The sequence below is a fragment of the Clostridium omnivorum genome (genome assembly GCF_026012015.1).
Lineage (GTDB): Bacteria > Bacillota > Clostridia > Clostridiales > Clostridiaceae > Clostridium_AX > Clostridium_AX omnivorum.
Window position 1 is genome coordinate 1,155,028 of sequence record NZ_BRXR01000001.1, and the last position, 19,538, is coordinate 1,174,565.

The 19,538-nt window shown below is 32.3% G+C and carries 21 protein-coding genes; 5 read left to right on the forward strand and 16 right to left on the reverse strand.

Annotated features, from left to right (window positions below; all coding sequences use genetic code 11):
• Window positions 1-4: 4 nt before the first annotated feature.
• From bsdE14_RS05305 to hypB, 3 genes are all read right to left on the reverse strand, one after another.
• Window positions 5-829 (reverse strand): energy-coupling factor transporter transmembrane component T family protein, encoded by an 825-nt coding sequence (locus tag bsdE14_RS05305; RefSeq protein WP_264848921.1) that lies wholly within the window; start codon window positions 827-829, stop codon window positions 5-7.
• Window positions 822-1,817: a cobalt transporter CbiM gene (cbiM, locus tag bsdE14_RS05310; RefSeq protein WP_264848922.1), complete on the reverse strand. Its 996-nt coding sequence runs from the start codon at window positions 1,815-1,817 to the stop codon at window positions 822-824. Before cbiM ends, bsdE14_RS05305 begins: the two co-directional genes overlap by 8 nt.
• 169 nt (window positions 1,818-1,986) lie before the next feature.
• Window positions 1,987-2,652 carry a hydrogenase nickel incorporation protein HypB gene (hypB, locus tag bsdE14_RS05315; RefSeq protein WP_264848923.1) on the reverse strand — a complete coding sequence of 222 codons (666 nt, stop codon included), beginning with the start codon at window positions 2,650-2,652 and terminating at the stop codon, window positions 1,987-1,989.
• Between the two features lie 153 nt (window positions 2,653-2,805).
• Here hypB and bsdE14_RS05320 point away from each other — a divergent pair, with 153 nt between their 5' ends.
• On the forward strand, window positions 2,806-3,225 hold the full coding sequence (locus tag bsdE14_RS05320) for a DUF3842 family protein (RefSeq protein WP_264848924.1): 420 nt from the start codon (window positions 2,806-2,808) through the stop codon (window positions 3,223-3,225).
• A 1-nt stretch (window position 3,226) separates the two neighbouring features.
• On the opposite strand, the gene bsdE14_RS05325 is transcribed toward bsdE14_RS05320, so the two are convergent.
• The 6 genes from bsdE14_RS05325 to bsdE14_RS05350 all read right to left on the reverse strand — a co-directional run bounded on the left by bsdE14_RS05325 (window position 3,227) and on the right by bsdE14_RS05350 (window position 8,427).
• Window positions 3,227-4,102 carry a DMT family transporter gene (locus bsdE14_RS05325; RefSeq protein ID WP_264848925.1) on the reverse strand — a complete coding sequence of 292 codons (876 nt, stop codon included), beginning with the start codon at window positions 4,100-4,102 and terminating at the stop codon, window positions 3,227-3,229.
• A 168-nt stretch (window positions 4,103-4,270) separates the two neighbouring features.
• Window positions 4,271-4,513 carry a putative Se/S carrier protein gene (locus bsdE14_RS05330; RefSeq protein ID WP_264848926.1) on the reverse strand — a complete coding sequence of 81 codons (243 nt, stop codon included), beginning with the start codon at window positions 4,511-4,513 and terminating at the stop codon, window positions 4,271-4,273.
• 17 nt (window positions 4,514-4,530) lie between these two features.
• Window positions 4,531-5,790 (reverse strand): double-cubane-cluster-containing anaerobic reductase, encoded by a 1,260-nt coding sequence (locus tag bsdE14_RS05335; protein ID WP_264848927.1) that lies wholly within the window; start codon window positions 5,788-5,790, stop codon window positions 4,531-4,533.
• A 121-nt stretch (window positions 5,791-5,911) separates the two neighbouring features.
• On the reverse strand, window positions 5,912-6,673 hold the full coding sequence (locus tag bsdE14_RS05340) for an acyl-CoA dehydratase activase (protein ID WP_264848928.1): 762 nt from the start codon (window positions 6,671-6,673) through the stop codon (window positions 5,912-5,914).
• 82 nt (window positions 6,674-6,755) lie between these two features.
• Window positions 6,756-7,904, reverse strand: a complete 1,149-nt coding sequence (locus bsdE14_RS05345) for a double-cubane-cluster-containing anaerobic reductase (protein ID WP_264848929.1) — start codon at window positions 7,902-7,904, stop codon at window positions 6,756-6,758.
• Between the two features lie 232 nt (window positions 7,905-8,136).
• Window positions 8,137-8,427 carry a Dabb family protein gene (locus bsdE14_RS05350; protein WP_264848930.1) on the reverse strand — a complete coding sequence of 97 codons (291 nt, stop codon included), beginning with the start codon at window positions 8,425-8,427 and terminating at the stop codon, window positions 8,137-8,139.
• 258 nt (window positions 8,428-8,685) lie between these two features.
• Here bsdE14_RS05350 and bsdE14_RS05355 point away from each other — a divergent pair, with 258 nt between their 5' ends.
• The 4 genes from bsdE14_RS05355 to bsdE14_RS05370 are packed head-to-tail and all read left to right on the forward strand — an operon-like array spanning window position 8,686 to window position 11,525.
• Window positions 8,686-10,071, forward strand: a complete 1,386-nt coding sequence (locus bsdE14_RS05355) for a DUF6020 family protein (RefSeq protein WP_264848931.1) — start codon at window positions 8,686-8,688, stop codon at window positions 10,069-10,071.
• Between the two features lie 10 nt (window positions 10,072-10,081).
• Window positions 10,082-10,768, forward strand: a complete 687-nt coding sequence (locus bsdE14_RS05360; protein ID WP_264848932.1) for a glycosyltransferase family 2 protein — start codon at window positions 10,082-10,084, stop codon at window positions 10,766-10,768.
• A gap of 36 nt (window positions 10,769-10,804) precedes the next feature.
• The gene (locus bsdE14_RS05365) at window positions 10,805-11,179 is read left to right on the forward strand and encodes a DUF2304 domain-containing protein (protein WP_264848933.1); all 375 of its coding nucleotides are present in this window, start codon (window positions 10,805-10,807) and stop codon (window positions 11,177-11,179) included.
• Window positions 11,166-11,525, forward strand: coding sequence for an EamA family transporter (locus bsdE14_RS05370; protein WP_264848934.1), 360 nt, complete (start codon window positions 11,166-11,168; stop codon window positions 11,523-11,525). Before bsdE14_RS05365 ends, bsdE14_RS05370 begins: the two co-directional genes overlap by 14 nt.
• An 88-nt stretch (window positions 11,526-11,613) precedes the next feature.
• Here the strand turns inward: bsdE14_RS05370 and bsdE14_RS05375 are convergent, their stop codons facing one another.
• The 7 genes from bsdE14_RS05375 to bsdE14_RS05405 form a co-directional block, all read right to left on the reverse strand.
• Complete coding sequence (locus bsdE14_RS05375; protein ID WP_264848935.1) at window positions 11,614-13,326, reverse strand: putative bifunctional diguanylate cyclase/phosphodiesterase; 1,713 nt, start codon at window positions 13,324-13,326, stop codon at window positions 11,614-11,616.
• 34 nt (window positions 13,327-13,360) lie between these two features.
• A complete protein-coding gene (locus tag bsdE14_RS05380) occupies window positions 13,361-14,665 on the reverse strand; it encodes a DRTGG domain-containing protein (protein ID WP_264848936.1) in 1,305 nt (434 codons plus the stop codon).
• 9 nt (window positions 14,666-14,674) lie between these two features.
• Window positions 14,675-15,628, reverse strand: a complete 954-nt coding sequence (gene whiA, locus bsdE14_RS05385) for a DNA-binding protein WhiA (RefSeq protein ID WP_264848937.1) — start codon at window positions 15,626-15,628, stop codon at window positions 14,675-14,677.
• A gap of 57 nt (window positions 15,629-15,685) precedes the next feature.
• On the reverse strand, window positions 15,686-17,017 hold the full coding sequence (locus bsdE14_RS05390) for a gluconeogenesis factor YvcK family protein (RefSeq protein WP_264848938.1): 1,332 nt from the start codon (window positions 17,015-17,017) through the stop codon (window positions 15,686-15,688).
• Entirely contained in the window at window positions 17,014-17,898 is an 885-nt protein-coding gene (rapZ, locus tag bsdE14_RS05395) for an RNase adapter RapZ (protein ID WP_264848939.1), read from the reverse strand. The genes bsdE14_RS05390 and rapZ overlap by 4 nt, the downstream gene beginning before the upstream one ends.
• Before the next feature lie 475 nt (window positions 17,899-18,373).
• Window positions 18,374-18,565, reverse strand: a complete 192-nt coding sequence (locus tag bsdE14_RS05400) for a hypothetical protein (RefSeq protein ID WP_264848940.1) — start codon at window positions 18,563-18,565, stop codon at window positions 18,374-18,376.
• Window positions 18,566-19,052: 487 nt separating this feature from the next.
• Window positions 19,053-19,538 (reverse strand): hypothetical protein, encoded by a 486-nt coding sequence (locus bsdE14_RS05405; RefSeq protein WP_264848941.1) that lies wholly within the window; start codon window positions 19,536-19,538, stop codon window positions 19,053-19,055.

The window sequence follows — 19,538 nt, forward strand, 5'->3', positions numbered from 1 at the left end:
AAAATCACAACCTATCAAGATAGTAGTAAGCAAATATAAATATTACATTAAACATTATACAAATATAATCTATATATTTTAATGTGAACTTTTTATATATCCTATATTCTCCATTAAAGCCTCTGCACTCCATGGCCCCCTGCATGTCCTCAGCCATCTCCTTAGACTTTATAAACAGTGTACCCATGATTCCAGCAATAGAAGCATTTTTATTTTTACTTTTCCCTACAGAACGAAGCTTAAGCGCATAAAGCATACTTAAGGAAAACTCCCCCAAGGTAACTATATATTTCATAGTTATATCAAGTACAAATATAAAAATATCCGGTATATGAAACAGCTTAAGTGCTGAGATTAGGTCATTCCACTCCGTAGATGCAGCTAGTACATTCACCATAGTTACTGTGCATAAAACCTTTATGGTTATCATAAGGAAGTTTGAGCCGTAACCTAAAAATATTGATGGCAGTAAAATAATACAAGTAAAAACTCCAGCTGCCATGCTGATTTTTAATATTTGCTTTATTTGCTCTATGTGCAGAAAATTAATTATTACAAGCAAACATACACCAGCTGTTAATACAAAGCTAAAGTTTTTAGCAGCAGCTACAAATACAATAAATATTATAGCTGAAATTAACTTTATAAAAGAATTAATTGGGAGCTTATTTACTCTATGTTTTGTGTGTCTTCTAAACTTTGTTAAAATATTTAATAGAGACAAGATGCTTTTATCTATAAAAGCATTTTTATCTCCATTAGGTACATATTTGTCATCCTTCAAAAGCCATTCTGGCATTGTAGTATTCCTTTCTTCTACTTTATTCACTAATAATATTATCCTTCTTTGTACTTGCTATTAATCTAAATATTATTATCAATATTGAAACTCCCGCAACTGCAGATAATATATAACCAAAAATTTCAGGCATGCCATTTATTGAATAGTCAGGAATCATAGCTTTGAAGCTAAACCCGTTTTTCATTCCTTTTGGCACATATCCCAAGGTTTTGCCTCCATGCATTATAGTACTAATCTCATCAGTTCCCCATTCTCCCCAAGCTGTTCCAGTGGCCAAAAGTCCTATTGGAGAAAGACATATGAGCGCTATTAATAACGCATAAATTGGTTTTCTTTTAGCTTTATTGTTTTCATATATTATATCTGGTGAAACCTTTTTAATAAAGCTGTACACACCAACTGTAGCTACTGCTTCCACAAAGCCAGCCACTAAAAGATGTGGAAGTACCATTGCAGGTATTGATATTGATAGTGGATAAGGGCAATATAATGGCATACCAGCTGCATCCTTAAAGAGCAATGGCTGTATTCCAAATTCTACGGCAGTAAACAATGCTGCTATATTAATAGCTATATAAGAACTTATAAAGGCCGATATGTAATCACCTTTTTCAGTTTTGAATATTAATTTTAAAAACTTATAAATATAATAACCTGCATAAGGCATAATAAATGCCATATTAAAGGCATTAGCTCCAAAAGCTAATATACCTCCATCACCAAAGAGCAGTGCCTGTAAAAGCAGTGCTATTGTAATTGAAATACACGCTGCTTCTGGACCAAGCAAAATTGCAAGCAGAGTTCCTCCTACAGCATGTCCAGTAGTACCACCTGGCAGCGGAACATTAAACATCATGATTAAAAAAGATACTGAAGCCCCTACTCCAAGTAACGGCATTTTTTTCCTACTTACTTCTTTTTTTACTTTTTTAACTACCCTTGACCATATAGGAACCATAGCTGCTCCTAGCACTGCACAAGTTGATGGACTTAAATAATTATCTGGAATATGCATTGCTATACCCCCTTAAGCTACACAAAAAATAAGACCACAAGTGTTGAAAATTTCATATAACAATCAACCCTCGTGGTTATAAACAAAATATTATATATTTTTTACTTTCATTAGTACACCCTCGTAGCGTACAAATTAATATTACTATATTTCAATTATATTGTAAATATTAACTTTGTTCTTCTATTCTTAATTTAACTCTTTCTTCTATATAATCCGTTAATTCTTGTACTCCATCCATGGTTACTGAGGACACTCTCATAACCTGAGCCTCTGAATTTATCTTATCTATGTTATTTTGAACTCTTTTATCATCAAAATTAAAGTACTTAACCATATCATACTTATTTAGCACTACAACCTCTGCCTTGGAAAATAGCAGTGGGTACTTTTCTACCTTATCGTCTCCCTCAGGTATGCTTAAAAGTGCTATTTTCAGATCCTCCCCTATATCAAACTCAGCAGGGCATACAAGGTTTCCTATATTTTCAATAAAGATTATATTAGTTTCATCTAAGTCAAAGTATTCCACTATATTCTTAATAGATAAAGCCTCTATATGACAAGCTCCTTCTGTATTCAGCTGCACCACAGAAATTCCAAGTGCATCTATCTTTTCTGCATCTACCTGTCCAGCTATGTCACCTTCAACAACAGCAATATTATATTTATCCTTAAGCCTTTTAATAATCTCTATAATTAAACTAGTTTTACCAGCCCCTGGTGATCCCATGACATTTATCATATATACTTTTTTCTTTTTAAACAGCTCTCTTATTTCACTGCTGCAGTCTTCATTCCACTCTAGTATTTGCCTTACAACCTTAATGTCCATGTGCTCACCATCCAATAAATAATAATTGAAATTAACCCTGTTAATAATAGAATCTACTTCTATTTTATTATATAATAATATTTATGCAAACATATTTATCATTAAATATATTTATATATGCTGCTGCTTAAGAAGTATACCAGGAGGATCCTAATGAAAATTGCTGTAATCGATGCACAAGGTGCAGGACTTGGACAAACAATTGTAAAAAAACTTCGCAAGGAACTTATAGATAAAGAGCTTCAAATAATAGCCCTTGGAACAAATACCTTAGCTACTTCCAACATGGTAAGAGCAGGTGCAAATGTTGGATTAAGCGGCGAAAGAGCTATTTGTACTTTTCTTAGAACAAATGAAATAAATGGTATAGTTTGTCCTATAGGGGTACTTTTTAATGGAGGTATTAATGGGGAGGTAACTTCTATGATATCCAACTCCATATTTCAAACTGCTTGTACAAAATACATACTTCCTCTACAAAAGCATAATATTTATATTCCTGGTACAAGAGAACTTCAAATCAAAGACATAATTGATGAAATTGTGTTAGATATTAAAAATAAAACTTTATAATTTATTGAGCTAAGGTGATGTCCTCCTGAGCTTTCTTTTTTATGTTCATAACTAGCATTCCTAAAAGAATACAAATTCCTCCTGCTACTGTTCTCATACCCAACTTATCTCCGAAAAACATTGAAAATATTGCTCCAAACACCGGCTCAGCAAGATATATTATAGCTGCATGTGTGGGTTCAATGTAGGATTGAACCTTATTTTGTACACTGTGAGCAATAGCTGTACTAAAGATTGCTGTAAATAAAACTGCACCTATAACTGGTAACGTTAATGTAAATTGAAATTTTTCAACTGCCACCGCTGGTACTGCTCCCATGAGTCCAACCACCAAAACTTCTACACAGGTTAACACTACAATATCCACATCTTTAGTGTATTTGTCCACAACAAGCACTTGAACTGCGAATAATATTGCTGCTACAAAAGTTAAAACGTCGCCTTTGTTTATACTAAAGTCAGAGTTAATTGACATTATGCTAAGTCCAATAATTGAAATAATTATTCCAACCACCGTTTTAGCATCAGGCAGCTTCTTATATATTAGAGCAATTATAATAGGTACAAATATTACATTGAGCCCCGTTATGAAACCAGACTTACTAGGAGTAGTATATAGAAGGCCTGCTACTTGTAACGCACAGCCGAAAAATAAAACTGCACCAATTATAATTCCTGATTTTACTGTTAACTTGCTGATATTTTTAAAGTTTTTATAAAATACTACAGCTAATATAAGTGCTGAAAGTGTATATCTTATTGCTATGAATGAAAAGGTAGGTATATCTTTTAATGCCATACTCATAAGTGGAAAGCTTGCTCCCCATAGTGCTGTAACGCCTATTAAACTTAAATCTGCTTTTAATTCTTTTATCATGAAGTCCTCCTTAATTTGCTCATGTTAGTACTAGTTGCTTAATTGATATAAATATAATCAATTTACATTATATCAAAGTTGGACACTTTAAAAAATATATTTGCAAACATTAAAGTAAAAGAAGCGCCTCCTAGCCTCATGGCCATAAAGCGCTTCTTACTTTAAACTCTAATAAAATTTCTTGTATTCTTTTTCTAAGCTTTTAAAACCTAGTGTTCGAATGGAATGCTCTTCAATAATTCTTGCAATTCTCTCTTCATCACACTTTTCATATTGTATGCATATACCACAGGAAACAGAAAGCTCCCTAGGGGTTGGTACAATAGTATATTTTATCTTTTCTCTCTTTAAATAACTCTCCAAAGCAATACCATAGTTATAAGATGGGAACAATATGTAGTGCTTTATCATATTTTCGCACCCACTGTTTATATCATTTCAAGGAAAGCTTCTACTCTTGTCTTTATTTGTCCAGCATCTTCAGAGGAATAATCTGTTTCAATATTTATTACTGGAATACCTGCTTTCTTAAGAGCCTCTTCTACTTTTTTGTACTCAACTGCATAAGAATGACAGAAGGAAAGATTTGAGTAAACAACTCCATCTACCTTATATTCTTCTACGTATCTTAGTATATCATCAATTCTGCCTGTGTTTGGAGTAAAGCAAGCACAGTTAATTCCTAAATATCTGTCAGCAAGGTTTGTAATTAAATCCTCAATAGTTTCTCCTTCTTCAGAAACCTCATTTTCAAAATATCTAGTTCCTGTACAAGTTTCTTCAACAACAACCTCTGCTGGAAGTCCTTCTATAATAGTGTGAAGCTTCCAATTTGGTATAGCCATTGGAGTTCCTGTAATCATTATTCTCTTCTTACCTTCGCCCTGAGCCGCCTTTACTCTTTCATCAAGCTCGTCACATAGAGCATTTAATTGTTCAGTAAATCTTACTGGATCATCATTGAAGGCTATTTGTGAAATAAGTAGTGAATCTAATCCACTAATTGGTGAAGGTGTGAATTTTCTTAAGTCATAAAGTCTCTTTAGTGCTCTTCTCTTATTGTTACATACTTTAATTGCAGCTTTAAGAGCTTCTACAGTTACTTTATTTCCAGTCAATTCTTCTACCTTATCTATGAATAGCTTTATTTCATCCATCCACATAGCATAGTCCTTATTTCTCTTCATTTGAGGAAGATCCATTACATGTACTGGTACAAAATCCTCTAATATTTCCCATGCCTTTTTCTTTCCATCACAAGTAGTTTCACCAATTATCATGTCGCAGGATTGGAAGTAAGGGCATGTTCCACTTACCTTTGCTCCTACAGCTGCCTTTATTAGCGGACACATATTTCTTGGAAGGTGCTTTTCTCCATCTTCAACCCAAAATTGTGAACCTGCACAAAGTCCTACTGAAATTGCATTAGCAGCTAATATTACTTCATCTGGTACAAATACGCAGAAGGTTCCTAAAACTTTTCCACCATTGCTTTTATGATCATTTAATTCTTTAATTCTCAAACCGTGTACTTCTGAAAATACAAAATTAAAGTAATTCATTCCTTCAGGTCTGTTTTCTTGACTTAAGTATACAGAACCAAACATTTCAGGTAGTACTGCGCATAATTGATCATGTTTATCCAAATCCATATCAAGACTCTTCCAAAGTTCTCTGTAATCTCCCATTGCTAAAACTCCCCTTTGCATTATTTTTCATACACAAAAAATTATAACATTTTGTAGCTGTAAACGTTATTTTGTTTTGTAATACCAGTTATCTCAACTATTATGAAAAACTATAGTTACCTTATTCTTTTGTCATACCCCTTGCAGTAAGGGCAGCACCTATAGCTCCAGCGTATCTAGCAAGTTCTACTGTTTTAACTTCTTTTCCAAGCTTTAAGGATAAACTTTGAATAATATAAGCATTCTCACAAAGCCCTCCTGTTAAAAAATAATTGAATCCTCCACCGTGTCTTTGACATAGTGATTTAACTCTAGAAGTAATGGAATCAATTACCCCAAAAGCTATGTTTTCTCTCTTCTCTCCATTTCCTATAAGTCCAATAACCTCAGATTCAGCAAATACAGTACACATGGAACTTATAGTAACCCCACTGCCATGCTTTGCTAAGTCACTCATCTCATTTAGACCTACTCCCAAAGTATTTGCCATAAGTTCTAGAAATCTTCCTGTACCCGCAGCACACTTGTCATTCATAGTAAAATTAGTCACCATTCCATTTTCTACTGTAATTACCTTAGTGTCCTGCCCTCCAATATCTACTACAGTACAGTTTTCATTGAACAGGTAATATGCTCCTCTTCCATGGCAGGTTATTTCTGTTACGGTTTTATGGGCATAAGGCACAGAAACTCTTCCATATCCTGTAGCCACAATAGTACTTCCCTCATAAAAATCTAATTCTTGCAGTCTTTCCTTTATAGCCCTGGCAGTTTCTACACTGCTCCAACCTGTGTGCTGAACAAAGTAATGGACTATATTATCCTTATCCATTACAGCTACCTTTGAACAGGTAGAACCAATATCAATACCTATATAGTGCATATAAATTCTCCTTATCAATCTAAGTCATAGAATAGTATTTTATTTATATTAAAGCTTTTACATAACCCTGGACCATTAAAAACTAAAGCATCTCAATAAAAGCGGCTATACGGGTTTTAAGCTGTTCAACATCCGTTTGAGAATAATCTGTTTCTAGACTAATATACGGCTTTCCATTATTTTCAGTTACATGCTTCTTAACGCTGTAACTCTCAACGTTATAAGTGTGGCAGGCTTGAAGTATAACATCTATAACTCCATCTGCCTTGTACTCATCTATTAATGTGGATATCAATTTAAGCCTGTCATTATTTGGACTCATACAGGAACAGGGTACACTAAGATATTTTTCAGTTAGAGCTTCCATTGGTTCTTTTTCTTCATCCACCAATACGTAATTACCCTTTACTCCACTGCAATTTTCAAAGCAAACCACCACTCCACCATTTTCCTCAATCAATTTAACTACCTTTTCTGTAGCTCCACCAATAGGACATCCAGTTATGAGAATTCTTTTTGCCTTCTTAGAAACTTTTGTAATTCCATTTTCATGATTATCACTAAGCTCCAAGGTAATCTTATTAAGATCTCTTATCTGTTCTTCCTTATCCATTTTAAAGCTTGCCCCATATAGTACTTTCAGCATCTCTAATCCTGATATAGGTGGAGGATCTAACTTTCCTAATTCATAGAACTCTCTTAGAGCTGTTCTTTCTCTGTTTCTTAGCTTTATTGCAGCTTTCAAATCCTCTTCCTTAATTTCTACATCAAATTCATCTTCCAGCCTCACCTTAAGCCTATACATTTCTCTCATCCATAGATGAAAGGCATCCTCCCCCTTGCTAGTATTAGGCAGCTGCATTACATGCATTGGCTTTATTTCCCCTAAATATTCATACATTTTCTTCTTTCCATCGCAGGTTGTCTCACCAATTAACATATCTGAAAAATAAAAATATGGACATTTATCAGTAATTGCAAAACCATAGCTGGATTTAATAAGTGGGCACAAATTTCTAGGAAGGTGTCTCTCAGCTTCTTGTATTGGTTCCTCGCTCATGCCGCAAAGTGATATAGGCACCGCGCCTGCCGCAATAATTATTTCCCATGGAGTAAATACACAGTACGTTCCTACTACCTTCTTGCCCTGATCCTTCAAATTCTTTACTTCAATAAATCCTTTTTGCCTTGCTTCATTAAATTCATTAAAAATCTTTGGCAATTCATTCATATTAAGTACCTCACATTCTAATATAGAAATAAGTAAGAACTAAGAAGTAAAAAGTAAGAGTTTTTGTAAAAAATTCAGCTAAGCTAAATTTTAACCGCAACTATTACCGCTTAGTTATTAACTATTACTTCTCCTCTACAAATTATAGTTTATTTGATTACTCATAATCTAATTGATATTTCAAATAAAAAAAAGCTCAACTATTGATAATTTCAATAGTTGAGCATGACTTTTATAATTCGTAATCTACTGCCGCTGATCCTTTAAGCATTGGCTTTAGCTTAGCTAGTACATTGTTAACATGGTATGGATGAACTTGATAAGCATCCAGGTCTGCTTTACAGTCAAACTTTGTAATCAAAGCTATATCGTAAGATCTTTCAGTATGTAATAAATCCACTCCTACCTCTAAAGCTTTCAGCATAGGAATTTGTCCTTCCATAGCTAATAGTAGGTTTTTTGCTTGCTGAACATGCAACTCATCGGGTTCATTTAATTTAAAAAATACAATATGAGTAAACATAAAATCCCTTCTCTCAAATAATAATTCTATAATAAGTTTACTAAAACCTTATATAAATTTCTATAGTTTATTATGCCAGCATTAAATAATAAATACACGAATTGATTAAATTATTTATTTCTGAAGAAAATAAAGTTGTATCCACAATTTGCATAAATTATCTATTTATATTATTGCATAACATGGTTATTTAGCACTATTTTGCATATAGCCAAGTATCTACTATTTTGGCTCTTGATTTTAGGAGGTGCAACTTTAATGGAAAATCAATCCAAATATATTATTTTAAAACAAACTAGCTTTAGAATTATTTTATATTCTTTGCCATCGATAATAACCTTTTTTATATACTTAATTGGTTATTATCCTGGCCAAATGAATATAGACAGTTTTGAACAGTGGGAACAAATGATTACACATAATTACAATGATTGGCATCCGCTTTTTCATACTTTATTCAATCAGTTAATTACAGATATTTTGGGAAGAAATCCTGCAGCCATAGCCATTGTACAAATACTAATGATTACCTTAGTTTTTGGCTATGGTCTATATTGTTTAGAGAAAATTGGAGTAAAAAAATCATTACTATGGTTTTTTTCCGCAGCATTTGCTTTATACCCTGCAGGTGGAATATTATCCATATGCTTATGGAAGGACATTCCTTATACTGCCTCTATATTACTATTAACCATTTGTACTATAAATATAGTCTTTACTAATGGTGAATGGCTTAATTCTAAGCTGCATATTCTCATATTAATCTTAGCAAGCTTGGGCACTCTTTTCTTCAGACATAATGGAATATTATCCTTTGCAGCAGTATTTATACTTCTCCCAATTCTTTTTAGAAACCATTTTAAAAAAATTGGTTATATGTTTTTAATTATTGCTGCATGTTATGTAATAATCAAATTTCCTATTTATAGAGCCTTTCATATAGAACCTACTCAAAGTAGTGAGGCTATGGGAATACCATTAAATATAACTGCAGGTATTATAAAAAATGATGGATATATTACAGATTATCAGAGAGAAGTATTAAATTCTTTTTATCCAATTGAACAGTGGAAAAAGCAATATAATCCATATTGTATTAATCCAATTAAGTTTGATTCAAAATATTTAAATATGCCGCTTTTGTTAAGTTCAAAGAAAAAGTTTTTTACAATATGGCTGCAGCTTATGAAACAAAATCCTAAGCTTGCTTTAGAGGCTTATGGCAAACAGACATCAGTACTTTGGCAGCTGACAAATCCATCAAATGGGTCAGTATACATTATGAATAATGGTATACAAGACAATAAGTTCGGACTTAAAAACATTGAACTAGTGCCTCAAATATCGAAGTTATGCTATTCAATTTACGATTTTACACGAAGTAGTAATGTTATATGGTTTTTCTGGAGACCTGCGTTACATATATATCTAAGTCTTATTATTCTAGTTATGTTAATAATAAAGATTGGTTTTAAATCAATCATAATCATTGCACCAGTAATGATGAACTTAGCTGGACTAATAGTTGCAATACCTGCACAGGACTTTAGATATCTATATTGTAATGTACTTGCAACATTTTTGTTTATTCCGTTAATACTATTTATGTATAATAAAAACTTTAAAAATGAACCTAGGAAATGAGGTATGCTGCATGAAGGTATTGATTATAATTCCTGCTTATAATGAAGAAAAAAATTTGCCAAAGCTCATTAATGATATAAAAAGAACCTGTCCTGATTATGATGTTTTAATAGTAAATGACTGTTCCACTGATAATACTAAGTCCTTGCAGTTAAATAATTCAATAACAAAAATAGATTTGCCTTCAAATCTTGGAATTGGAGGTTCTGTACAAACAGGTTACAAATACGCCTATTATAATAATTACGATATTGCGGTTCAAGTTGATGGAGATGGTCAACATGATGTAATTTACATTGACTCCTTGATAAAAGAGGTAACATCTGGAGCAGACCTTTGCTTAGGTTCCAGGTTCATAGATAAGCAAGGTTTTCAATCTACTAAACTTAGAAGAATAGGTATTAAATATTTTTCTAGCCTTATCTATATGGTTTCAGGTCTTAAAGTAACAGACCCTACTTCTGGGTTTAGAGCATGTAACAAGAAAGCAATAAAGCTTTTTGCAAAATACTATCCAACTGATTATCCTGAACCTGAGACTCTAGTATATTTAAAAAGAAAAAAGCTTTGTGTTAAAGAAGTATCCGTAGTAATGAAGGAACGTACAAGCGGAAAATCTTCTATTAACTTTATTAAATCTATATATTATTTTATAAAAGTTTCAATGGCAGTATGTTTTGCATCCATGGCTAAGTAGCCTAACTTAATATTTTATACTTGGAGGAACAATTAAATGAACTCAAATTTACAAATAATTTTATTGATTGCCTCTATACTATTCTTTGTATTTATTGTTAAAATGGTATTAAACTATAAATTAGACTTAAAGTATAGTATTACTTGGATTTTTTCAAGCATTATTTTTATATTGATAACTATATTCCCAAATTTATTGTCTTACTTATCAAAACTACTGTTTATAAGGGAACCTGTAAATGCCTTGTTCTTAATAGTAATCTTTTTTCTATTAGTTATTGCATTTTCTTTAACCTTAGCTCTTTCAAAAAAATCCAATAATATAAAATCTCTAGTTCAAGAATTGGGAATACTTAAGTTACAAGTAGAAGATCTTTCAAATCAACTAGAGCAATTGCATGGGGGGGATTAGTATAGAAAAATTCTTTTTAGTATTCTTAAACTGTATATTACTAGTATCTGGACAAATACTATGGAAAATAGGTTTAAGAAACATAAAAATAGCTGGAATAAAAAGCTTAATTACTGCATTTTTTACGCCTAACATATTTGGCGGCCTTGTTATATACGGTTTTGCAACCTTGTTATGGTTCTATATTCTTAAAAGATATGACTTCACAAAAGTTTATCCACTTCAAAGTATGAGCTATATTTTAGCTCTATTTGCCGGGTACTTTATCCTAAATGAAACTATAACAAGAAATACAATTCTTGGCAGTTTAATTATTTGTGTTGGTATTTTTGTTTTATCAAAATAAAAGTTGGTTTATAGTTTAAATAAAGGGTTTGTCTTATAATAATTTATAAGACAAACCCTTTAGGTATTTTATATTATTTTAATAATCTTTATACTAAAACTCCACATTTATCTCTTAGTATCTTTTCAAAGTCATCCACCATCAGAGGCTTACTAAAGTAATAGCCTTGAATCATATCGCACTCTATATCTCTTAGTGCTTCAACCTGCTCCTCTAATTCAACACCTTCAGCATTTACCTCTAAATTAATCTTGTGTGCTAATTGAATTATACCATCAACAATATCTCTGCTGTTAGAGTTAATATGCATATCATCTATAAGACTTTTGTCAATCTTCAAAATATCAAAGTGTATATTTTTTAAGTAATTTAAAGAAGAATATCCAGTACCAAAATCATCTAGGGACATTGTCATTCCAAGTTCTCTTATTTCGTTAAAAACTCTCAAGTTTTGTTCAGTCATGGCAATCAAGGTACCTTCTGTTATTTCAATATTAATCCATTCACCTTTACATTTTGTCTTTTCAAGTATACTTTTAAGAGTTTCTACAAAATCAGGCTGTCTTATCTGAATAGAAGAAACATTTACAGATGCCATTTCTATATCATAGCCTTTTGATTTCCATTCAGTTATTTGCTCTGCTACCCTTTCAAATATCCAGTAACCTATTGGAATTATAAGACCAACATCTTCTGCTATGCTTATAAACTCGCCTGGGGAGACAAACCCTAATTCCTTATTAATCCATCTAATTAGTGCTTCCATTCCTCTTAGTTTTCCAGTTCTAGAATCAACTATTGGCTGGTAATTTACAAACAATTCCTCTTCCTTAATAGCCTCTCTTAGCTTATGTTCAATCAATGCTCTTCTCACCATTGCATTATATATCTTTTCATCAAAAAAGGTAAATCTGTTTTTACCCTCCATCTTTGATTTATACATAGATATATCAGCATTTTTCATAAGTACATTAACATTGCTGCCATCATCCGGAAATAATGTAACACCTAAGCTGGAAGTAGCATATATTTGGTTGTTTCCAACATTAAAGTTTTCTGAAAAATCCAGTAATATTTTATTGCAGATATCTTGAACATCTTCTAAATCTTCTATACTTGGAACTATAATAGAAAACTCATCTCCACCTGATCTATATACAGTACCATAGCAGGCAACTCTTTCCTTTAATACATTACCTACAGCTTTTAAAATCTCATCACCTATATTATGACCTAAAGTATCATTAATATCTTTAAAATTGTCTAAGTCAATAAAAATAAGTGCTCCCCTCATGCCGCAGGATGTAGATTTGCTAACTTGCGTTTGAAGATTGTTTAAAAAAAGTGTTCTATTTGGCATTCCAGTCAAACTATCATAATAAGCAAGTTTGTACATATTTTCCTTATTGCTTTGCAGTACTTTATATTGACCTCTAAGTTCTTCTTCAGCAGCAACAAGCTCCTCATTTGTGGCCTCTAAATCCTCATAGCTCTCTACTAGCTTTCTAACAAGAAATTCGTTTCTTTTAACACTGCTTTTTATACCGAAAAAAAGTACAAAAGTTGTAAGTAAAACAAATAAGCATCCCCTTATTGTATACATATTTCTAAGCATTGTTACATTATTTATTGAAGAATAAAGCACTCTATCTAATAAAATAATGAAAAGGCATCCTACTGCAAAATAAATTCCTACTACTTTTGCAATAACGGCATTAGATCTATAGAAGTTTTTTTCCTTATAAATTTTCCAAAAGTCATTTCCAATATCTTTAATTCTATCCTGATAATTTTTTCTCATATCGTCTCCTATACTTTCCTAAGCATGAATGCATCTATCTTCTCATTATTTTTGCAGAAAGCAGTGCCTTTGCAATTAACTCTTTTTTATTATCAAACATATCAACTTGCACTTTGCAAAAGTTTCTACCCATATCTATAATTTCAGTAAATATTTCTATCATACCATCCATCTGAACTGGTTTCATAAAATATGTCATAACACTATCCACAGATACATTTATTTGATTTTTTTGTCTGAAACTCATTATTCCCATGGTAGTTAGCAGCATATTTAATGAACTCCAAGATGCAGTTCCTATTGGATCAAGCATTTCAGGTATAATCTTACCCCAAAAATGCATTTTTTCATTGCTGCTGGAAAACTCAAAGTTTTTCAGGATCAAATCTTCCATGGTTTCGCCAACCTGAGGCTGTCTAGACATATATTGCAGTGCCTTTATTACGTCATGTCTGCTTACGACCCCTATTAGCTTTCTCCCCTCAATTACAGGGCACAATTCAATGCCTTCCCATCCCATAATATGGGCTGCATAAGCTACAGTTGTTTTAGGAGTAACAGTTATTGGATCCTTGCTCATAAGCTTACCTATAGGTGCTGAGTTGTCTACTTCTGAAGTCATATCCTTTAATGTTGCAATCCCCATAACTCTCATTTCATTGTCTACTATAGGATATCTTTCATGGCTTGTCTCTCTCATCATATCCTTCCACTGACCTACAGTATCAGTGACTTTCAGATAAACAGGATTAGTTTTCATTATATCTTCTACCAATATTATATCCTTTTTAATTAGACTTTCAGAAATTGCCTTATTTATCATACTAGCTACAGTAAAAGTATCATAGCTAGAAGAAATAATAGGAAGGCACTTTTCATTAGCCAATTTTTTTACTTCATCACTGCAGCCAAAGCCCCCGGTGATAAGCACTGCACATTCGTTCATTAGTGCCAGTCTTTGAACTTCTTCCCTATTTCCTACAATCACAAGACAATTAGGGGTTATATATTTCATAATAGCATCTATCGTCATGGCACCAATTATAAATTTACTTAATGTCTTATATATTCCATCTTTTCCACCGAGAAGTGATCCATCTGTTATATTTATCACTTCAGCATAGGTTAACGCCTCAATACTCTTTTTTTCAACCTTTTCTATTCTTACAGTACCTACTCTAGGAATTGTACTTACAATTCCCATAGTTTCTGAATCCTTAATTGCTCTATACGCAGTTCCGTCACTTACCCCTAATTCGCTTGCAATACTTCTAACAGATATTTTACTTCCTACTTCTAGAGAAAGTATATATTTAATAATATCCTCATGCTTTGACATAAGAGTTTCCTACCTTTCCTCTCTTCTAAGCTCATCTGCTATCTTTTCAATTCTTCTCAATCTATGATTCACTCCAGATTTTCCCACAGGTGGATCAAGTAACTCTCCAAGCTCTTTCAAAGATTCATCTGGATAACTCAGTCTAAGCTCGGCTATTTCCCTTAAGTTTTTTGGCAATCTTTGAAGTCCTATTTCCTTTTGAATAAGTCTAATGCTTTCTATCTGTCTAACTGCTGCATTTACCGTCTTACTCAAATTAGCAGTTTCACAGTTTACTAGCCTATTTACATTGTTTCTCATTTCCTTCATTATTCTTACATTTTCAAGTTGAAGTAAGGATCCATGAGCTCCAATTATATTTAGAAGGTCCACAATCTGCTCCCCTTCTTTAATATAGATAATGTAGCTGCCCTTCCTTTGAATAACCTTTGCTGTAAGTCCGTAGGTGTTTATAAGATTGCACAGTTCATCTGCATAGTCATTATTATGCGTTACAAATTCAAGGTGATAAGTCTTTTCTGGGTTACTAACACTTCCTCCCCCTAAAAATGCCCCTCTAATATAGGCTCTCTTAGCTTCATCTGATGCCACAAGCTCCTTTGGAATACCATAGTCTAATGAAAATACTCCCCCATTGTCTTTAAGTACACCCACCTTTTGAAGCAGGTCTCTCACACCCATATCTTCTGAAATTACCACAATATAGATATTGCTCTTTTTAAAGGAATTTCCCTTTTTTACTAACAGCTTTGTATGAATATTAAAATGCTGCTTTAGCACCTTGAACATATATCTGGCAATAGACGGATTTTCCGTTGTGACCTTGAAACTCAATTGCTTGTTTGAACCCAGGCTTAATGTTCCACTAACCTTCATTATGGCGGAAAGAATTGCCTTAGCTTCTTCTGTTGACATATTTGTAATTCTGCAAACTTCACTTTTAACTTTTGCTGAAAAAGACATCTAATTGCCTCCTTGTATTGTCGTAAGAACTCCAATTCTTAACTTTAATTTCCAATTTTACTTATTTTTATTTTCCTTCAATCTTTCTGATAGATAGAAGTATTCTATAATCTTCTTCTTATCTGCAAGAAGCTTCTTATCCATTATAGTTTCAATTAAAATATCAGCTAATTTATCTGAATTGTGTCTGATAAGTCCATTTTTAACCTTAATAAAATCGCCTTCAATAATTTTTACATTCATACTCTTTACTTTTTCTTCATCAATAGAAACCATTCCTGATGTCTCTTCCTTATACTTCACTTCTAATTCTTTATCTATCTTTCCTACATTTACTACTGCATAATCCACTGTGCCATCTCCACCATGTTTAAAGATAGCCTTTAAATGATCTTCCACACCATACCCATCTGTTTCGCCTGGCTGGGTCATTATATTTGAAACGTATATTTTTATAGCCTTTGTTCTATGGAGTGCACCTGAAATATCCTTAATTAATAGATTAGGTATTACACTTGTATACAAGCTTCCTGGTCCTAGAATAATAGCATCTGCTTCTCTTATAGCATCAACAGATTCTTGTAATGCTCTAGCATTAGAAGGCTCAATAAAAACTTTTTCGATAGGACTCATTTGTTCCAATGCCTGTTCTGGAATATTGGATTCTCCAGAAATTACTTTTCCATTTTTAAGCTTTGCCTTAAGTACTATATTGTCTAAAGTAACAGGAACAACCTTTCCTGTTACTGCAAGAACAGAGCTCATCTTTTGTACAGCTTCTTCAAAGTTACTAGATATTCCATCCATAGCTGCTAGAAATAGATTTCCAAAGCTCTGATTTTTTAATCTTCCATCCTTAAATCTATACTGAAGCAGCTCCTCCATCAAAGGCTCTGTGTCAGCGAGAGCTAAAATGCAGTTTCTTATATCCCCAGGTGGAAGTATTCCTAAATCTTCTCTTAAATCCCCAGAACCGCCTCCATCATCTGCAACAGTAACTATTGCTGTAATATTGGAGGTATAGTGCTTTAATCCTCTAAGCATAGTAGAAAGTCCGGTACCACCACCAATAACTACTATTTTAGGCCCTTTAACTAAAAGTCTTTTTTCATATATAAGATTTTCTAGCTTTCTAGAGTCCAAAGAAACATTTATATAACCTTTGTTAATCAATATAATAATAGATCTCATTCCTTGCGAAACAGCAGTATAGAGTATAAATGAACCTGCTGCTATGAGAAAAATATAAAAAGCAATATACATAAAATAATATAACCTATGCTGCACAAACTCTATAAGTCCAAAAGCTATAAGTAAGATTCCAAGTATGCCCAGTAATATCCACCTTTTCACCCTTACTCCTGGTTTTAACCAGTCTATAATCCTCATAGCTTTAACCCACCTTTATGCGCATCCTCATTTATATCTCTATGGTCTATATTTATTTTGTGTCCATTTTGCTTTAATCTTTCATATATCTCATTTGCAATTGATACAGAACGATGTCTGCCTCCTGTACATCCAATAGAGATTATTAGCTGTCTTTTTCCTTCCTTCAGATAATGAGGTATTAAAAATTCAACCATATCCTCTAATTTATTAACAAATTCCTTGGTTTCATCAAAATCAAATACATAATCTCTAACAGGCTTATCATTGCCTGAAAACTGCTTAAGCTCTGGTATATAAAATGGGTTTGGGAGAAATCTCACATCAAATACCAAATCAGAGTCCACCGGTATTCCATATTTGAATCCAAAAGACAATACAGTTATCATTAGTTGAGTTTCAAGCTGGCCTTCTTCTCCATATATAGAATTAATCTTATCTCTAAGCTCCCTTGCGGAAAGCTTTGTTGTATCTATAATATTATCTGCTCTATCCTTGACTTCCCTAAGTCTATTTCTCTCCATATCAATTCCGTTCAGCACTCTGCCGTCTGGTGCAAGCGGATGCTTTCTTCTTGATTCTTTAAATCTCTTAATAAGAGTTTCATCATTTGCATCTAAGAATAGTATTTCATATTTATAACCTTGTTCCATAAGATATTTTAAGCTTGTGAAAAGGTCATCGAAAAACTTTCCGCCTCTAATATCAATTACCAAAGCTATCTTGTCTATTCTTCCTTCTGTTTGGTAGCAAGCTTCTGCAAATTTTGGTATAAGTGTAGGAGGCATATTATCTACACAAAAAAATCCTAAATCCTCTAAATTTCTAATTGCCTGTGTTTTACCTGCTCCTGATAGTCCAGTAACTATTACAAATCTCATACTATTCCTCCCTAATTATCCGGAACACGGGGTAACCTATTCTTGTCAGTTCCCACTGACAGGTTACCCGTAAAAGTCCATTCAGGACTTTTACCTCCCTACGATCAAATGCATTGTAGTCTAAATAAACTAATACAGCTTTATTTTTAGATTATAACACACTTTTTATTAATTTTTAACGATTTCCGTGTAAATTACTACCTTTAAGCAAAATTATTTCTATTCACATTTCTATTTTACTATAACAGTATAATTAATAGTCTCAACTTTAAATTATTGCTATAAATATTTTGTAATATCTTTTTTGGCACTTCAGAAATTAGCTCAATTAAGCCTACTCCAAGAACTTTTCCTGATTCCTCTAGCCTATTTGTTACATTTATATCTTCATTTGATGGTGATCAATACCCTTTAATGGTAATTTTGTAATTAAATTTTTTTTAAAACTAAGCTTTCTTACGATGAATATTAATTACTATCTTGATGTCTTACTATAATTTCTTAAATCTCTTACAAACTGTATTTTATGAAGCAATTTATTTATTGCATTTGGTATAAATTCTTCTGGAGTTATTAAAAGTTCTGTACATATATTTTCTATCCTCGCAATTACATCAAAATCTGTAAGCTCTACATTTATAATTAATTTTACTTTTATATCATTCATATAATTAAATCTCCCTTATTTCTTTTATATTTTTTTACCTTTCATTTCCTATACACTTGACATCTAAATAGCATAAGTATAACCTTTTACTCTTGTCCTCTTCCTTATGATATCTTTTAAACTTCTACCCAAAATCTGTTGCCATTTCTCTACTTCTTTCAACTTATTTTTTTGCACAGAAAAAGAAGCTAACGTTCTAAACGTTAGCCCTCAATGTTTCTATTTTCATGATATATATTTGATTTAGCTTAAATCAGCTATTCATGAAGTTTTAACTGTATGTATTATAATTTTCTATGATAGTGCACTATTATCCCTTTTGATACTCCCACATAGTTTTCAGTAAACTTTTTCACATGTTAATTTCTTCTCATTGCAAAATTTTAATTATGCAGTGCTTTTTACAAGAAAATATACACATTAAAAAATTGTTATACGGTTATAACTTTTTGAGTGAATTTATTAATTTTAATGTATCAAGTGTAAATTAGAAATCTACCTTCGTAACAGGTGTAGCCATCATATCCCATTCAGATTCCCTGTATAGTTTTAGTGCTTCATCTGCTATATAAAACTTTTTACACTTACTCAAATGCATACTTCTTTTTATCCAACCTGCATAATATTTATATTTATCTTGAAAATATTTATTTTTTGTTATAATTTCTTCGTTAACATAATATTTAAATTCAGCCCACAGTCTACCATAATATAATTCATTTTTTTTACTTTTCTCACATCTACTGTACTCAATTACATCTGATTTTTCGGTATCTAAATATCCATTAGATTTTAAATAGATATTTTCATTATTTAACGCAATATAAACCTGATAATCATTACTATTAACAACATCCTTAAATAGCAATCTTTCTCCCTTAGATGTTACCATATAATCTCCAGATTGCTCTATCACCTTTACAAATTCCACTTCATCATTATACATTTGAAAAAACCTTATTTGCTTACCCAC

Excerpts from the sequence above, each read along its gene's own strand:
- bsdE14_RS05335 (WP_264848927.1), bottom strand. The coding sequence starts at position 5,790 with ATGGGAGATTACAGAGAACTTTGGAAGAGTCTTGATATGGATTTGGAT.
- bsdE14_RS05325 (WP_264848925.1), bottom strand. The coding sequence starts at position 4,102 with ATGATAAAAGAATTAAAAGCAGATTTAAGTTTAATAGGCGTTACAGCA.
- bsdE14_RS05345 (WP_264848929.1), bottom strand. The coding sequence starts at position 7,904 with ATGAATGAATTGCCAAAGATTTTTAATGAATTTAATGAAGCAAGGCAA.
- bsdE14_RS05370 (WP_264848934.1), top strand. The coding sequence starts at position 11,166 with ATGGGGGGGATTAGTATAGAAAAATTCTTTTTAGTATTCTTAAACTGT.
- bsdE14_RS05375 (WP_264848935.1), bottom strand. The coding sequence starts at position 13,326 with ATGAGAAAAAATTATCAGGATAGAATTAAAGATATTGGAAATGACTTT.
- bsdE14_RS05350 (WP_264848930.1), bottom strand. The coding sequence starts at position 8,427 with ATGTTTACTCATATTGTATTTTTTAAATTAAATGAACCCGATGAGTTG.
- bsdE14_RS05390 (WP_264848938.1), bottom strand. The coding sequence starts at position 17,017 with ATGAGGATTATAGACTGGTTAAAACCAGGAGTAAGGGTGAAAAGGTGG.
- bsdE14_RS05400 (WP_264848940.1), bottom strand. The coding sequence starts at position 18,565 with ATGAATGATATAAAAGTAAAATTAATTATAAATGTAGAGCTTACAGAT.
- bsdE14_RS05330 (WP_264848926.1), bottom strand. The coding sequence starts at position 4,513 with ATGATAAAGCACTACATATTGTTCCCATCTTATAACTATGGTATTGCT.
- rapZ (WP_264848939.1), bottom strand. The coding sequence starts at position 17,898 with ATGAGATTTGTAATAGTTACTGGACTATCAGGAGCAGGTAAAACACAG.
- cbiM (WP_264848922.1), bottom strand. The coding sequence starts at position 1,817 with ATGCATATTCCAGATAATTATTTAAGTCCATCAACTTGTGCAGTGCTA.
- bsdE14_RS05365 (WP_264848933.1), top strand. The coding sequence starts at position 10,805 with ATGAACTCAAATTTACAAATAATTTTATTGATTGCCTCTATACTATTC.
- bsdE14_RS05340 (WP_264848928.1), bottom strand. The coding sequence starts at position 6,673 with ATGCACTATATAGGTATTGATATTGGTTCTACCTGTTCAAAGGTAGCT.
- hypB (WP_264848923.1), bottom strand. The coding sequence starts at position 2,652 with ATGGACATTAAGGTTGTAAGGCAAATACTAGAGTGGAATGAAGACTGC.
- bsdE14_RS05320 (WP_264848924.1), top strand. The coding sequence starts at position 2,806 with ATGAAAATTGCTGTAATCGATGCACAAGGTGCAGGACTTGGACAAACA.
- bsdE14_RS05360 (WP_264848932.1), top strand. The coding sequence starts at position 10,082 with ATGAAGGTATTGATTATAATTCCTGCTTATAATGAAGAAAAAAATTTG.
- bsdE14_RS05355 (WP_264848931.1), top strand. The coding sequence starts at position 8,686 with ATGGAAAATCAATCCAAATATATTATTTTAAAACAAACTAGCTTTAGA.
- whiA (WP_264848937.1), bottom strand. The coding sequence starts at position 15,628 with ATGTCTTTTTCAGCAAAAGTTAAAAGTGAAGTTTGCAGAATTACAAAT.
- bsdE14_RS05380 (WP_264848936.1), bottom strand. The coding sequence starts at position 14,665 with ATGTCAAAGCATGAGGATATTATTAAATATATACTTTCTCTAGAAGTA.